The 15,500-nt window shown below is 58.3% G+C and carries 12 protein-coding genes; 7 read left to right on the top strand and 5 right to left on the bottom strand.

All coding sequences use genetic code 11. The features are described from left to right. Positions 1 to 2 precede the first annotated feature (2 nt). Entirely contained in the window at positions 3 to 1,061 is a 1,059-nt protein-coding gene (locus NA78x_RS07050) for an IS30 family transposase (RefSeq protein WP_425617725.1), read from the bottom strand. A 66-nt stretch (positions 1,062 to 1,127) separates the two neighbouring features. Here NA78x_RS07050 and NA78x_RS07055 point away from each other — a divergent pair, with 66 nt between their 5' ends. Next, positions 1,128 to 1,862 (top strand): hypothetical protein, encoded by a 735-nt coding sequence (locus tag NA78x_RS07055; protein ID WP_425617726.1) that lies wholly within the window; start codon positions 1,128 to 1,130, stop codon positions 1,860 to 1,862. Positions 1,863 to 2,416: 554 nt separating this feature from the next. Next, the gene (locus tag NA78x_RS07060; protein WP_425617158.1) at positions 2,417 to 3,352 is read left to right on the top strand and encodes an IS110 family transposase; all 936 of its coding nucleotides are present in this window, start codon (positions 2,417 to 2,419) and stop codon (positions 3,350 to 3,352) included. Here the strand turns inward: NA78x_RS07060 and NA78x_RS07065 are convergent. Both NA78x_RS07065 and NA78x_RS07070 read right to left on the bottom strand, forming a co-directional pair. Beyond that, positions 3,287 to 4,180, bottom strand: coding sequence for a hypothetical protein (locus NA78x_RS07065; protein WP_425617727.1), 894 nt, complete (start codon positions 4,178 to 4,180; stop codon positions 3,287 to 3,289). The genes NA78x_RS07060 and NA78x_RS07065 overlap by 66 nt on opposite strands. A 622-nt stretch (positions 4,181 to 4,802) precedes the next feature. Next, a complete protein-coding gene (locus NA78x_RS07070) occupies positions 4,803 to 6,611 on the bottom strand; it encodes an ABC-F family ATP-binding cassette domain-containing protein (protein WP_425617728.1) in 1,809 nt (602 codons plus the stop codon). A 246-nt stretch (positions 6,612 to 6,857) separates the two neighbouring features. Here NA78x_RS07070 and NA78x_RS07075 point away from each other — a divergent pair, with 246 nt between their 5' ends. Continuing rightward, positions 6,858 to 7,319: a thiol-disulfide oxidoreductase DCC family protein gene (locus NA78x_RS07075; RefSeq protein ID WP_425617729.1), complete on the top strand. Its 462-nt coding sequence runs from the start codon at positions 6,858 to 6,860 to the stop codon at positions 7,317 to 7,319. Here NA78x_RS07075 and queG read toward each other — a convergent pair. Further along, positions 7,312 to 8,427 (bottom strand): tRNA epoxyqueuosine(34) reductase QueG, encoded by a 1,116-nt coding sequence (gene queG, locus NA78x_RS07080; RefSeq protein ID WP_425617730.1) that lies wholly within the window; start codon positions 8,425 to 8,427, stop codon positions 7,312 to 7,314. The two genes, NA78x_RS07075 and queG, sit on opposite strands and share 8 nt — an antisense overlap. 86 nt (positions 8,428 to 8,513) lie before the next feature. Continuing rightward, the gene (locus NA78x_RS07085; protein WP_425617731.1) at positions 8,514 to 10,046 is read right to left on the bottom strand and encodes a WD40 repeat domain-containing protein; all 1,533 of its coding nucleotides are present in this window, start codon (positions 10,044 to 10,046) and stop codon (positions 8,514 to 8,516) included. Positions 10,047 to 10,212: 166 nt separating this feature from the next. Here NA78x_RS07085 and NA78x_RS07090 point away from each other — a divergent pair, with 166 nt between their 5' ends. The 4 genes from NA78x_RS07090 to NA78x_RS07105 are packed head-to-tail and all read left to right on the top strand — an operon-like array spanning position 10,213 to position 15,495. Further along, entirely contained in the window at positions 10,213 to 10,887 is a 675-nt protein-coding gene (locus NA78x_RS07090) for a hypothetical protein (RefSeq protein WP_425617732.1), read from the top strand. A gap of 12 nt (positions 10,888 to 10,899) precedes the next feature. Further along, positions 10,900 to 12,063: an AAA family ATPase gene (locus NA78x_RS07095; protein WP_425617733.1), complete on the top strand. Its 1,164-nt coding sequence runs from the start codon at positions 10,900 to 10,902 to the stop codon at positions 12,061 to 12,063. Further along, on the top strand, positions 12,060 to 12,788 hold the full coding sequence (locus NA78x_RS07100) for a hypothetical protein (protein ID WP_425617734.1): 729 nt from the start codon (positions 12,060 to 12,062) through the stop codon (positions 12,786 to 12,788). Before NA78x_RS07095 ends, NA78x_RS07100 begins: the two co-directional genes overlap by 4 nt. Next, complete coding sequence (locus NA78x_RS07105) at positions 12,775 to 15,495, top strand: hypothetical protein (RefSeq protein ID WP_425617735.1); 2,721 nt, start codon at positions 12,775 to 12,777, stop codon at positions 15,493 to 15,495. Before NA78x_RS07100 ends, NA78x_RS07105 begins: the two co-directional genes overlap by 14 nt. The last annotated feature ends 5 nt before the right edge of the window (positions 15,496 to 15,500 follow it).

Raw genomic sequence — 15,500 nt, forward strand, 5'->3', positions numbered from 1 at the left:
AGTCAAGTTTGAACTGCAAGACAGCAATGTTTTGAAAGGGCTTCGTGGGGTGTTTGAAAATCCAGTCGTTTTCGAGGTCGGTGATTGAGTTTTTCCTGGACGGCTTGGACCTCGTAGCGAGTGACCTGGCTGAAGCGCGTGCCTTTCGGGAAGTATTCGCGGACTAGGCCGTTTGTGTTTTCGTTCGTGCCGCGCTCCCAAGGTGAGTGCGGATGTGCGAAGAAGATCAGCAGGGTCAGGATCCACTGCAGCCATTCCCAGCGGCTGAATTCGGAGCCGTTGTCGAACGTCACGCTCTGACGCAACTCACGCGGGTGTTTTCCCAGGCGAACACGAATAGCGCTCATCACCACGTCGGACGTTTTGTTGGGAACCAGGATCAGTTCGACGTAGCCCGTTTGACGTTCGACGAGACTCACCAGCGAGAACTGGTCATGACCGCCGCTGCAAATCAAATCTCCTTCCCAATCGCCGCAGCGGCCCCGTTCGTTAATGATCGCGGGTCGTTGTTCCAATTGCGGGCAGATCCGCTCTTTTCGCGTGCGGCAACGGCGTTTGTGCAGGTGATAACGACGCAGGCACTTCTGCAGTGGGCGTCCGTGGTCGTCACGGCGGAGCGAGTTGTAGATCGTCTGCCGCGAGATCCAACGGCGCGGATCCTCGGGAAACTGACGCTTGCTCACACCTGCGATCTGCTCCGGAGACCAGCCTTCTTGGAGTTGCTTCTTGACCGCCTCCCGAATCTCTGGCTGCTCGAACTTGCGACGCGGCCGCCCAGCCGCCGCCCGCCGACGCATCGCCAGTCCCTGGGCCACCGATGCCGAGTAACAACTCCGCGGCCGATTGCGACTCAATTCGCGACTGATTGTCGAAGCATCGCGATGAGTCGCCTCGGCGATGGCAGCCTGAGTACAACCCTGAGCATTCATCGTCGCTATGATTTCACGCTCCTCAACCCTAAGCTGCTTGTAAACCATCGCTGGGCCTCCGTTTGAGTATCTGCAAGTGAGATTCTGATATTCAAACACCCAGCGATGGCCTTTCCTACTCTCAGCCACCATACGCTAGCTTGCACTTCAATTTTGCACGCACCAGACGTTACTTGGTTCAAAAGTATAGGAGGGGGTTTGGACTTCAATAGAAAGCCATTAATAGCTCTCATTTCACAGATTGTCGAAGTAAAGTTTAGAAATGGCTATATCGTGGCTCAGGACTTCACCAGAATTGCAAGGTTTGCGGTTCAACTGATTGAGCATCTTGCGAAGCTAGGTGGCTGCCAGATTCTGTACACGATGGATGAGGATGAGGCAGAAGCCAAGGGCTACGCTGAACAACTCACGGATGAGATTCTGTCCATCCTCACTCACTACACGGCCCGAGCATCGGGTGCGAAGGCGAAGGCCATCTTAACTGTACGGGTAAGCCCCGACGTGGTTCAGGAAATCTGTGCGATGGGGAAGGCGGGGTACTCATTCCGTCACATCGCTCAAGAGCTTGGAAAACAAGGGAGAGGGAGGGGGGAATGCGGAAGAGAGATAACAAAGCGTATCTGCGAAGGAGTTATTAAAGAGCATGGCGACGGATTGAAGCTCTTGGAATCGAACACTAACTCTGTTGCTACATCGAACTCGTTCGTGGAGTTCTTCCAGACCAAGGTAAGGCTGACCGGAATCGACGATTGCCGCTGTCGCCAGACCGTACTAATCGAGAGGTATCGTGAGTGGTGCGGCCAGCAAGGCAAAACTCCGATGGCCGCGAATAGCATTCGTAAAGCGATGAAGAAACACTTCCCAAGTGTCCCGACAAAATGGACTGACGATGCCTGCGTTAGCTATGTGGGAATGACCTTCATCACGACGTAAGCCGTAGTGGGAGAAATGGTTAAGCAACCAGAGGCTGCCTCGCGCATCAACGCTGAACGCCGAGCCCGGCTTCGGCGTGTAGTTCTCCGGCGCCGATGGATGCCGCTCCGTCGTAAACGCCGGCGCCGTCGACCGCAGGAACTCGATCGTAGGGCAGGAAGAGGGAGCGCTTTTGCCTTGCCCTTCTTCCTTGCGACTCTCTTCTCTTACCCGCCCCCGGGCCTGCCCCGGGGGTTCATTGGCTTTTGCACTACCGCCCGGCAACATCGCGCTACCCGCTCGCAAACTCTCCTCTGAACCCAAGCCACTTTCCCAGCGCTCGCCCCTTGTATGTTTTTACAAGGGGAAGTTCAGTGTCTATAAAGTCTACTCGTCGGGCATCGCGGAGTGAGCGCAGCGAACGAAGCGATGCCCGACGGCCGACCGCGAGTTCGTCCGCCCCTAGGCCTACGAGGCCGCGGGTGAGCAAGAAACCGGTCGGCACCATTCCGTTGACCCGAACAGTCGCTAGGGCCGCTAACCGCGAGCCCGTATCTGCAAGGATGGGTGCGAGAATGATGCTCTCCGTCGGTATCGATGTCTCCAAAGATTGGCTCGATGTCCATCTCCTCCAAGGGACGCACGAACGCGTCCCTAACACCTCCCAAGGGTGCCAGGCCCTCTGTCAAAAGCTCCGTGAGCTCAACGTCGAACGAATCGTCCTCGAAGCCAGTGGCGGCTACGAACGACTCGTCGTCAGCACGCTCGTCGCTGCCGACTTCCCCGTCGTCGTCGCCAATCCGAGGCAGGTGCGGGACTTCGCCAAGGCCCTCGGACTCCTGGCCAAGACCGACAAGATCGATGCTCAAGTCCTCGCTCGTTTCGGACAGGTCATTCAGCCTCCCCTGCGTAAAATCCCCGATGAACATGCCCAAAACCTCCGTGATCTGCTTACCCGCCGGGCTCAGCTCATCGAAATGCGGACCATGGAAACCAATCGCCTCCATCAGGCCACAACCACCCGCATCATCAAAGATCTCAAGTCCTCTCTCGAGTTCATCGAGAAACGACTCCAACGGATCGATGACGAAATCGACGACCAGATTCGAAATACACCCGCCTGGCAAGAGAAAGTCGAGCTCCTGCAAAGCGTCCCCGGCATCGGACCGCAAACCGCTCGCATCCTCGTCCTCGATCTGCCAGAGCTCGGCGAATGCTCGCGACAACAAACCGCCGCACGCGTGGGAGTCGCTCCTATGAACTGCGATAGTGGACAGTTCCGCGGACAACGTGTCATTCGAGGCGGTAGAAAGGTCGTTCGCCGCGCACTCTACATGGCGACCCTCTCTGCTGCACGATGCAACGATGTCATCCGGCCCCATTACCAAAAACTCCGGCAAGCCGGCAAACCCTTCAAGGTCGCCATGGTCGCCTGCATGCGTAAACTACTCACCATCCTCAACGCCATCGTCCGACAAAAACAACCCTGGCAACCCGTCACCAACACTTGATTTCAAACACAGTCGCTCACCCGTCAACTCGCCGTGAACAGTCCGCCGCGCGGCCTCTTCTTCGTACAACTTCATCACTGGCCGCGTCGCCGAATCGAAGGCTGCCATTGCACTTACGGGATCGCGAAACTTCTCGTTTCGCATCTCGGCAGCCTCTTTCGCGAACAGCGCTGAACAGTCCCTATTCAGGGGGCTGCTGCGACGCTCATCCCGCTCGGGGTCGGGAGTCTTTGGCGAGCGACGACCCTCCATTTTCGAGGATCGTTTTTCGCCATAGACTCCCGACCCCTGACTCGTTGCCCGCTCCTTCGCCGGACCATTTTCATTTTCGTCTTCCTCCCCTTCCTCTCCCTCCTCATCCAAACCTTCCGCTGCGAGCGCCGCTGCCGCCAGCGAACTTAGCAGCGAAGGTTGCGGCAACATCGCGGCGTGTTCGGCCAACTTGCACGCAACCATCAGGTAGCGCGGGTCGCCGTAGCCCGTGCGAATCGTCGTCACCGAATTCGCCCCCGCGAAGGTGGCCGACTTGCGAACGGTCTTCATCGGACCCTGCGACATCCGCCACGCGTTTTCCGCCTGCGAGCACAAGAAATTCAGCCTTTCCGCCGCCATCTGCTCGGCCACGTACAACTGCTGCTCGCGCCGCACGACGTCCTTCACCCCCGGCGCCATTTCCACCAGATAAGCGGCCACGCGCTCGATGATCTGACAAATTCTCGTTTGCGAAATCTTCAGCTTTCGCGCCGCGACGCGCGTGCTGAACTGCGACACCTTCACCAGTCGATACGCTTCAAAATCTCGCCAACACGGCGGCAACGACACCTGCATGGTCGACCCCTTTCGCGAAAATACGCTGTGCAATACCACAACACACCTTCGCCAACCTATCAACTACTCGTGACTAGTTAGGTCACGCCCCGCTAGCATTTTTCTGAAGTAGGTCACATCCGCCGGATGTGATCCTGGCTTCGCAGCTAGCGCACGACTAGGCAACTGACAGTCAAACAAATGCCCGGGCGTCTTGGCGACTCAGGTTCCGGCCGGCGGCCAGAACCTACCTGTGCCGGCGCGATCCGCAACATTTTCTCAGAAGTCGTGACCTAACTAGTCACTGAGGTAAATAGGATTAGTTCTAGCCGAGATCTTTGAAATATTGGTGGCAAATAAACGCGTATTCAGCGGAATGTTTTCCGCAGATCGTGCGTAGAAGTCGCCCAGCGAGTGACGCAAATCGCGACACGCTCCACTGGGGGGTGTTCACAAACCTCGCCCATTGCGTCGCTCGGATGTGCGTAATCCTCGGCAATGGCGCGGTTTGTCGGTTTGGCGGCCGGCCAGTTTGTGAACAAACGCAGACGAGTGACACCTGCCTTCACCCACTTACGACGAAAGCAGGAACGACGAAAGCAGGAACGACGAAAGCAGGAACGATGAAAACAGGAACATTGCCCTAAGCCAAAGAATCTTCCAACTGCGTTTGCAGTTCGTACCAGCGAAGCTCGGTGTCGGCGAGGTCCATGGTCAGCTTGGTCACTTCTTCGTGCAGTCGCATGGCCTCTTTGGGATCGGTAGCGACCTGCAGCTTGGCGTTGGCTTCCTTTTTCTCGCCGTCGAGCTTGGCGATGGCACGTTCGAGCGTGGCCATCTCTTTGCGAATCTCCCGCTCGTTGCGCTTGGGCGCTGCGGGAGCGGCCTTGGCCTTATCGGATTTTGGTGCCGCGGCGGTGGAGCCAGCGGCGAGGGACTTGGCGGCTTTCGCTTCGCGCTCGCCCGCTTCGATTTCTTTGTTGACGTAGTAGAGATAAGCCTCGTAGTCGCCGCGATAGTTCACGACGTGGCCATCACGCACTTCGATGATGCAACTGGCCACGCGGCTCATGAAGTGGCGATCGTGGCTGGTGAAGATCACCGTTCCCTTGTAGTCGATCAGCGCCTGGGCGAGGGCTTCGACCGTGTCGACGTCCAAGTGATTGCCCGGTTCGTCGAGGATCAAAATGTTGTATTGGCTGAGCAACAGGCCAGCCATGCAGAGTCGGGCTCGCTCACCTCCCGAGAGAACCGAAACCTTCTTCTTGACCGCTTCACCGCGAAAGAGCAATGCGCCGGCGACATCCAGAATTTGCTGCGTCTTGGTGCCCGAGGCTGCGTTGTATTCCAGGTAATCGAGAACCGTCTGCTTCTCATTCAAGCTGGTGTAAACGTGCTGAGCATAAATGCCGACCTGGCAGTTGTGCCCCCACTTCACATCGCCGGCCAGTGGTTGCAGCGAATCGACCAGTGTGCGGAGGAAGGTCGTTTTACCTTGGCCGTTGTCACCGACAATTGCCGCGCGCGAGCCATGCTCAATTTCGACGTCGATGTCCTTGGCAATCACGCGGTCGGCATAACCGATCGAGAGGCCGCGGCAACGCACGGCGGGGCCTTTTTTGGGTTCGACGATGGGCGCGCGGATGTTAGCCGTCGGTTCATCGCCGGCGATCTCTGTGACTTCCAACTTTTCGAGCTGCTTGCTTTTCGACTTCGCCCGGGTCGCGGTGCTCGCGCGAGCTTTGTTTTTGGCAATGAATTCTTCGAGCTGCTTGCGTTTGGCGAGCACCGAGACATTGGTCCGCTTGTCATGCTCCAACTTCTCTTCCTGGTAAGCCAGAAAATCATCGATCTTGCCCGGATAGACGGTCAGTTTGCCGCGAGCCAGATCGAGCGTGTGGCCGCAAGTCGCTTTCAAGAAAGCCCGGTCGTGCGAAACGATGAGGCACGCTTCGCGAAAATCACGCAGGAAGTGTTCGAGCAAAATCTGCGTACGCAAGTCGAGGAAGTTCGTCGGTTCGTCGAGCAGCAGCAAATTGGGTTCGTGCAACAAGAGCGCCGCGAGCTTCACGCGCGTCTGCCAACCGCCGGAAAGCTTTGCCACGGGACCTTCGAGGTACGAGCCTTTTAGTTCGAACTGGCCGGCCACTTCGCCGCACTTCCAGTCGGGCTGGCCGCTGTCTCGCATGAGAAATTGCAACGCCGATTCGTTGGGCTGAAACGGATCGTGTTGCTGCAGGTAGCCAATTCGCAGCCGTGGATGACGAATCACTTCGCCACGGTCGAGTTCTTCTTCGCCGAGGATCACGCGCAGCAGTGTACTTTTGCCGGCACCATTGCGGCCGACAAAGCCCACCTTCTCGTCGTCGGTAATGGTCGCTTCGGCACCATCGAGCAGCACCTGGTCGCCGTAACTTTTGTACGCATTACGGATCTGCAGCAGCACAGCCATCGTCAACAATCCTCAATCGCCTCTTCGCAGCTAAAAACCCATCGTAGGCAGGGGGCGAAAAACGGTAAAGGCGGTAAGTCACGCGGGCTGCCAAGCCGTGGGGCGAGCTAACCTGCTAATGGCCAACGGTTTGCGCAATTAATTGCGACTCGATCGCCCCCGGTTGTGGCGGCCCAAAGTTTGCGGTTCAAGTGGTAGAATACCTTGTTCTTCCATCTTCGACGTTGATCGCCGGATTGTCTCGCCATGACCACTGCAACCGCTCCTGAAACCACTCGCCTGCCGGCAGACCATTTGCCGACGCCGGCAGAGCTGCCCGCCGCAGCCGTGGTGATTTATGACGGGCATTGCAAGTTTTGCTCGGGGCAGGTGAAGAATCTGTATCTGTGGGACGGTGGCAAGCGGCTCGCGTTCATTTCGCTGCACGATCCCGAAGTGGCTCGCCGCTGGCCCGACTTGACGCACGACATGCTCATGGAGCAGATGTACCTGATCGATCCTGCGGGCAATCGTTACGCGGGAGCCGAAGCGTTTCGCTATCTCTCGCGGACGTTGCCGGTGCTGTATGTCCTTGCCCCGCTGATGCACATTCCGTTCTCGTCGCCAGTCTGGCAGTTCTTCTATCGCCAGGTTGCCAAGCGTCGCTATCTGATGGGGAAGACCACCGACAGCTGCGACGATGGTGCCTGCAAGGTGCATTTCAAGTAAGTGCCGAAGTGATTTCGCTGCGGACCGTTTCGTCGGTTTCTTGATCTAGTCGGCTTTGTGTTGCTTCAATGGCTGCGCTCGTGCCGATTCTTCCGAGTGCCCAAGCACAAGCGCCGCGAATGAGCGGTTCGGTGTCGTGCAGGCCTTTGATCAAGGCGGCAGTGGCTTGTTCCGCTCGTTGATTCCCCAGCACGATGGCCGCGTTGCGCAGGATGCCGCGACGTTTTGATCGCCAAAGCGGAGAATGACGAAAGCGAGTTCGAAAGGCCGCATCATCGAGGTCGAAGAGCGCAATCAGGTCGACCGGGTTCTCATCAGGCTGTGGTTGAAAGGTTACTTCGCCTGAGATGGGGGCGCGATGATTCCAAGGACAAACATCCTGGCAGACATCGCAGCCAAACATCCACTCGCCCAGGCCGCTGCGCAGATCCGCGGGAATGGAATCGCGCAGTTCGATGGTGAGGTAGCTGATACAGCGGGTGGCATCGAGCACATAAGGCTGCGGAAACGCCTGCGTGGGGCAAGCATCGAGACAGGCCCGGCAAGTGCCGCAGTGATCGGTGTCGAAAGGTTGATCGGCGACCAGTTCTAGATTCGTTAGTAACGCGGCGAGGAAAAAGTAGCTTCCTGCCGGCTTGTTGAGCAGCAGCGTGTTCTTGCCGATCCACCCCAGGCCCGCATGCACGGCAAACTCACGTTCCAGCAGTGGTGCCGAGTCGACGACGCCCCGGCACTCGGCCGTCGGCGCTTGCTGCCGCAGCCAATCGGCCAGTTGATGCAACTTGTCGTGAATCAGGTCGTGATAGTCGCCCGGCCCCCAGGCATATCTGGAAATGCGTCCTTGCCCCGGCTCACAAGGCTGAGGCTCACTCGTCCGATACGGCAGCGCGAGCATGAGCACCGAACGAACTGACTCCAGCACATTACGCGGGTGACGATAAGCTTCCACCCGCTTCTGCAAGTAATGCATCTGCCCGGCATAGCCGCTCGCCAGCCATTCCTGCAATTTGCCATAGCCGGTCGCTTCCACCGCCGGACAGACTCCCGCCAGCGCAAAGCCCAGCGACTGGGCTTGAGCTTTCAGAGCAGCGGTGAGTTCAGCGGACATGAATGGTCGGATGAATGGTTGCAGGGCCCGAAAGAGAGACCTCTATACCATAGCACCCGATGCGTGCCTGTTAATGGCCGCCCGATTTAGCGGCCGTTGGGGACATGCCAAATGCGCATGACACCTTCGCTGGTGCAACTAACCACAATGCGACCATCGCTGGAGATCACGGCCCGTTGCAGCCTTCGCTCGGGGCCGCTGGCCATGATGGTCTGCCCCGTGTTCTTGTCGATCAACTGCAGGCGACCAAAGTCGAAGTGCAAGTAAAGATGCCGCACGAACGGCATCTCTTTCAACCAGTGTGGAAAGACACTCGGCCACACTTGACGCATGCTCTTGCTGATCACCACAACATGATTATTCGCTGTAAAACCGACAATCGTGTCGGGCAACGTAGTTGTGGTGCCCGTCGGGCGCTCCCAAACTCGCTCACCCAGGGCGACGCGATTTTCGTCGCTACCAAAGATGGGAATCAGGCTGACGCGAACGTCTTTCAGCCTGTGCAGCACCAACTCGCTATCTCGTGCGACGATCTCGGCCGTAGCTTCGTCGGTCTCATCACCCACGGCGATGATCTTCACCACTAACTTGCCATTCGCGCTGCAATACAAACGTCCGGCGAAGGGGAACAGTTCGACTGTCTCGGCAAACGTCTGGAGGTCGATTATGTGGAGACGTTGAATGCGTGGCGATGTGCTGGTCAGCAGTAGACGCTTGCCATCCGGGCTGAAACAAACCTGGGAAACATCGGCGAATGACGGAATTGTCAGCTTGACTTCGCGAATGACTTCGCTGCTCTGCAAATCAATGAGGGAGATCGATTGGCCGTAGTTGCCCATGACGGTGGTTCCCAAAATCGCGGCCTGCTGGCCATCGGGACTCACGGTAAGTGCATTGACGATCAGTGGAACCTTCAGCTCGTGGCCGCTCCAGCCGTGACTGCTGAGGCGAAAAATGCGCGGCCCAATGGGCTCGCCCAGGATGTGTGCCAGCGGCGCATACGCAGCGAACGGTTCGCCGTCTGCGGCAAGACTTACGTTGGCGTCGATCGGCAGGCCTGGTGCCCTGCCTGGGCTTAGTGTCACAGAGGATTGCGGATGCCAGGCTGGTGTGGTCAATGCTCGCCAAGACGTGAATCCACCTGCAATCAACACGCCACAGAAAATGAGTCCTCGCGTGGTGATCATTCGCAGGCACCAGCGCTCGACGGTTCCTTGCACGATCAGGTGATAGGCGGAGGCCGCGAGCATGGCGAGTATCCACCCGCTGATGACCACAAACGTCAAATAGGGTGCAAGCAGCCCGGATTCATACCTGGTGGTTCCCGAGTGAGGGAAGTGCGAAGAGTTAAAGACGAGTGGCACGATTAAACAGCCAACCACCGCTCCAAGCGCGCCGCTGTAGATGCCGTGCGTTCCGCGTGCCCGGCCAAAGCTGGTGCCGATCAGCAAACCGGCAGTCCAAAAGGCCATGAGCAGTCGTTCGTCGGCATGCCACTGCCGCGCGAACAATACGGCCGAGGCAACGGCGGCGACTGTCATCAGGCCCAACAGTGTGAGCAGGGAAAAGCGAAACGGTTGAACGGTCTTCGGCTTCACTGCCGGTTCGGTGGTGCTCAAGTTGGAATCGGTTGCTGTCACGTTGATACTGCCGCCGAGCGAACCAAGCTGGCCAATTTCTTCACTATAGTGGGAGAGCCAGCGGGCCGGTGACTCTGCACACGCAGAATCTTGCTGACCAAAGGGAAGGCGTGCGAACTCGCACTAGACCTTATAGAATTGCCTCATGCCTTTCACTCGCTTCCTTCGCCAACTATTCGATCACGGCCGCGTGACGGTTCCCGCGCAAGCGTCTTTGCAGGTTGATGAGCGGGAACTGGGGAGCCTGTTGTTGGATGTTGATCAATCGTACCGGCGGCACTTGCCGGCCGAGATGCCGCCGCTCGACCTTGCCTCCGCAGCGCAAGGTGCGTTGCTGCTATATCGCTGTGCCCAGCTGTTGGCACAACGGGATTTAGGGATGACGGAACTCGAAAATCTGCTGGCTGCTACTGCCGAAAACCCGAGCGAACCAACACCGACCGAACATTACAGCAGCGATCTGTGTCTCCGCTTCTTGCCAGACCTTATTCGACTCGCGCGAGCAGCGGCGGTGAACGATCCGCTGGTTGCCTGCTTGTTAGAGGTGGGACGTCGCTGGCCATTGTCGTCGGTGGGCATCAACGAGATCGTGCTCGATGAAATGGGGCACGCGCGAGTGAGGCAACTGGCCACGCATCCGGCGTTGTTTCAACTGTACGTCGATCGTGTGCTGCAGACGGGCGACGCAACGCGTTTGTGTGAACCGCTGGTCCGCAGGAGCGCGCGAACCGCCGTCGGTGCTTATCCTGAGTTAGGTGGTAAGCTCAAGAAAGAATTGGAAGCTCCCCCTTCCATCACAGTCATCTCCAACACTCCCTGAGAAATCTGCCGCATGTCCGCTGATTCTGCGATTTCGCCCCATCTCGGCCAGCGATTGGTCAACAACGTCCTCGCGCCGCTCAAGCGAGCCTTTGTCGGCAAGGACGAGATCATCGACTTACTCGGCATTTGCCTCGCTGGTGGCGAGAACCTCTTTTTGCTAGGTCCGCCAGGTACCGCCAAGAGTGCTCTCGTCCGTGAGCTTGCCCGCCATCTCGACGGCAAAGTGTTCGACTATCTGCTTACGCGATTCACCGAGCCCAACGAACTGTTCGGCCCGTTCGATATTCGCAAACTGCGCGAAGGCGAACTGCTGACGAACACCGAAGGGATGCTGCCGGAAGCGTCGCTGGTGTTTCTCGATGAATTGCTGAACGCCAATAGCGCGATCTTGAACAGCCTGTTGATGGTGCTCAACGAGAGGGTCTTTCGCCGTGGCCGCGAGACGCGCTCCCTTCCCACGCTGATGGTGGTTGGTGCGAGTAATCGCCTGCCGGAAGATGAAACGCTGGGCGCACTGTTTGATCGCTTTCTGCTGCGAGTGCACTGCGACAACATTCCCGGCGATCAATTGGGCGAAGTTTTGGTTGCAGGCTGGCAACTCGATGCTCGCAAGCACGACGTCATCACCGATCCCATTTCAGCCGAAGATGTGCGGCAACTGCAGAAGCAAGTGAGCCTGGTCGACTTGATTCCATCGCGGCCAGCTTACATCGAGCTTATCTTGCGGCTCCGTCAGGCGGGGATTCCCATTTCCGATCGTCGCGCGGTGAAGTTGCAACGTCTGGTGGCCGCGAGTGCACTCCTGTGTGGTCGTCACGTGGCGACGCGGACCGACTTGTGGGTGCTACGTTACATCTGGGACACCGAAGAGCAGCGGGAAGTTCTCGCGGCCATTGTGCAGGAAGCGGTCGACAAGGCCACCGAAGACGAAAAGGCTTCGGGACATCCTCGCTCGCAAGGCATTCTTCCCGATCCAGAAGCCCTCGCCCGCGATCTGTTGGAAATCACAACACAACTTACGCAAGCGGTCGCGAACTCGCCCGAGCAATCCACTTTGCGAGATCAGCTCAGCATTCTGGCCAGCCGTATCCCTTGGGTGGCAGCGCCGCAGCAGCGAGAACATTTGCAACGGCAGTTTGAAGAAGCCTGGCAGAAGAACGGGGGCACCGCGTGATCACCTGGGCTGCTCGCTTGCCACGTTCCGCCGCTACTGGTTTGGGCGCACTGCGATTTCTCAGCGGTGCTGAAGCTTGTATTGTGGACGATGCCGTTTGGCTGCGCGGCAGGGAATTGAGTGAAGCGGACCAGCTTCGCTTGCGTCAGTTACCGGGGGCCGAGCGCTTTCAAGTGAACGAGCGTCAGGAGATCATTTCGTTCGGTGCCTTGCTACCCGTTGGTATTTTGCCAACGGCTGAATGGGAAAGGCTCTCGCGTTTTCTTACGCCCGTCTTGATTCCCGCGTTAACCACGGTCGGCGTAACAAGGCCGTCTGTCTCGCTGATACTGGTACGCGACACTCAACAACGCGAAGTAGCGGCTCTTATCACCTCGATCGCAGCTTGGCACCGCTATGTCGAAACTGCTCCGCAGGTGCGGCTCTCCAAGTTGAAGTTCGCCGCCAGCGACGCGGGACAAGTGCTGATTGTGGGAACACCGCTGCCCCCCATCGACGGCGCGCGCTACTGGGAGGAAGCAGGCATCTATTGCGCGGCAGGATTGCGGTGGCAGCCCGCCGTCGACGCTCAGGTTGTTCGCAAGGTACTGGAACTGGGCAAAGACGAAATTGCCGTGTGGCATGCCAATGGCGATTGGGAGCTAGTTCGCACGATCGATTTCGTCGGTGCCAAGCGAGTTGCCGTTCGAGCTACAGCGGAGGGACTCGCCAATGTCAGCCGCTGAGTTGCTATCTGCCGCGCAGTACCTCGCGCCAATTCACCCGCCGTATTGGAAGTGGGACGAGCGTCACGAAGCGATCGGATGGGAAGAAGGCCCCACCATCACGCTGCGCCAAGAGCTCGCGATTGTTCTGGCCGCTGAACAACCGCGGGGGCTTCCTCCGTTCAACGCGATACTGTTGCTACTCGCAGCCTGTCGCGATAGTTGGCGAGAGAGCCACCAGTCCTTGATGCAGATCATCACCGACATCAGCGCGCAGCAGCGGTACATGCCGATGTGGATCGCCGATGTCCTGTCTGCTCTCGAGTCCATCCATCAGATCTCGAAGACGCAGCTGGCAACGCCCCGGCGGAAGGCGGAGCTCGTCGCCTATCTGTTTGAAGACCAGCCCCAGCGTGCTACCACTGCCGATGAAGCGAGTTCGGTCGTCAAGCTGCTCTCAACGAAGGGCCCCATCGACTGGCCGGAGAATCTACAGCCGGTTGAGTTCGACCTGTGGAAGACGATTGCTGTTCTCCGCGATGCCCTGAAAAAGTTTGATGCGGAGGCATTCGTCAGCTGGTGCAAGACAGGTTTGTCGCAGCAATTGGTCGCCGCCAACGTCGAGCTAACCGCCGGCGAGCGAGTTCGGTCGTTGCTGGCCGAACTGAACGACCACGAAGAACTCGGCGGCCTGATGCGACTGGCCAAGCAACTGCTGGCCGCCATCACGCTGCCGCGTCCACTGGCCGAGCCCGACGATTTGCCGCTCGGCGGCGTCTCGGACATTACCAATCGCGGCCAACTCGATCGCTTGCTGCTCAGCGAGTTGGCTCACGACGACCTCACCTTGGCCGTTCGTGTTGCCACCGGTGAAGCACTCTATTTTCGTCGCGAAACACCTCCTCGTTCGCCGCCGCTGCGACGTGCGATTCTGCTCGATAGCGGCCTGCGAGTGTGGGGCGTACCACGCGTGTTTATCTCGGCGGTGGGGCTCGCCTTGGCAGCTGCCGGGGATGAGCAGTTGGAGATCAATGCCTTCCGCGCGTGCGGCGATCAGTTGTTGCCGGTGGATCTCACTCGTCAGTCCGGCGTCGAGCAACATCTGGAAGCGCTTGAAATTGATCTGCATCCCGGAGCCGCTTGTCGCACGTTGCAAACCAAGTGTGCCGATCAAGAATGTCCCAGCGATGCCGTAATCATCACCACCGACGATTCGCTCGCCGACGAGGACTTTCGCCGGCAGCTGCGTGCTGCACATCTGTCCGACACTTGGATCGTTGCCGTCAATCGCGAGGGCCACGTTCGCCTGCTGGAACTTGGCCAGCGCGATATGGTGCTGAAGCGGGAAGCCAGGATCGATCTGGCAGCAGCATTGGCTCCTCCTGCCAAGAAGCCTGTCGCCCCGCTCGTTGTGAAGAATCCCGAGTTGCCCGCCTTCTGCAGTCATCAGCCTGCCATCTTTCCACTGCGGCTTCCCCATCACCTGACCGTTGACCGCATGTGGTCAATCGGTGATCGCGGTGCCCTGTCATTCTCGAAAGACGGCAGGCTGTCGTGGTGGACCGCTACGTCTCTAGGGCCTCAGATACTGACGCAAAACTTCCCGCAGGGAAGAGTCCTCTGGGCAGATACCGTGAGCAGTCACGAGCCCTTTCGAGCGGTCGTCGGCAAATTGGCCCCGCGTGGCATGTATGCCGTCCAGGTCTATCCCGACTCGGGCCACATTCGCCGCGTGCAACTGAAGCACGAACACTCGGTCCAATTCACGTCGGTGACTGCCACCGCGGAGCACATTTTTCTGATCGCTCGGCATCGTGTGATTGCTTTCAATTGGACCGGTGATGAAGTGGCCGGTACTCGCATCGACTCCTCGCTGCAGTACCATCGCGATCGCTACTTCTTTCATCCACACCAGAATTCGATCGCCGTCATTGCCTGTGACGGCCATAAGATAATCTGGCAAGCCGTGATGCCCGATAAACCCGTTGGCCGCTTGCTCGCCATCGTCGGACCTCCCGATGCTGCGCATGGGCTGCGCGAAGATGGCCGACTGATTGACCTCTTGAGTTGGAAGGTGACCAACATCATCCAAGCCTCGCACGAAATCACACCGTTTCAAGTTGCCGCGATCTCGCGTTGTGGCGAGCGCGTCGCGATCCGCAATTCGCAAGGGCGATTGTTCGTCTATCATCATCGCACCAAAGCCTGCGTCCCTGCTTATCTCGAACCCGAAGCAGCGGTCGAGCCCAAGCTGGCGGAGTTCATCGGCGCGAACATCACGCTGCGGCATAAGTTCCGCGGCATCGGCGTGAACGGACAAGGGCAATTGGCAATCGTCAGCAACAACGGCCAAGAGTTGTCCATCGAGGTCGAACCCAAACTCCTTCTGCGCGATCGGGGCCGAACACGTTTGGAGCCGCCTCAGTTCCGGCCGTTTCAGGAGATGGCAACGCACCTCGATTACGACCTGTCAATCACGGAGTGGGGCGACGGCAGCCGGGCCTGGCTCGACTCGCGCGGGCTCCTGCATTTGAAGAGCAGCGATGCCATAGTTCCAGAGATCACGATCGTCTTGCATGTGGGACATACTGCCGGTTGGCAAGGTTGGCTTAGTGGTAACCACTACACTGGTGGCAATCCCTACTTCATTTACGACGGCGAGAATCCGAATGTTACAACGGCTTTCGCAAATGCATTAAGGCGATTTACCGGCCGGCTTAGTACTTGATTTGA

The organism is Anatilimnocola aquadivae, assembly GCF_049819085.1.
GTDB lineage: Bacteria > Planctomycetota > Planctomycetia > Pirellulales > Pirellulaceae > Anatilimnocola.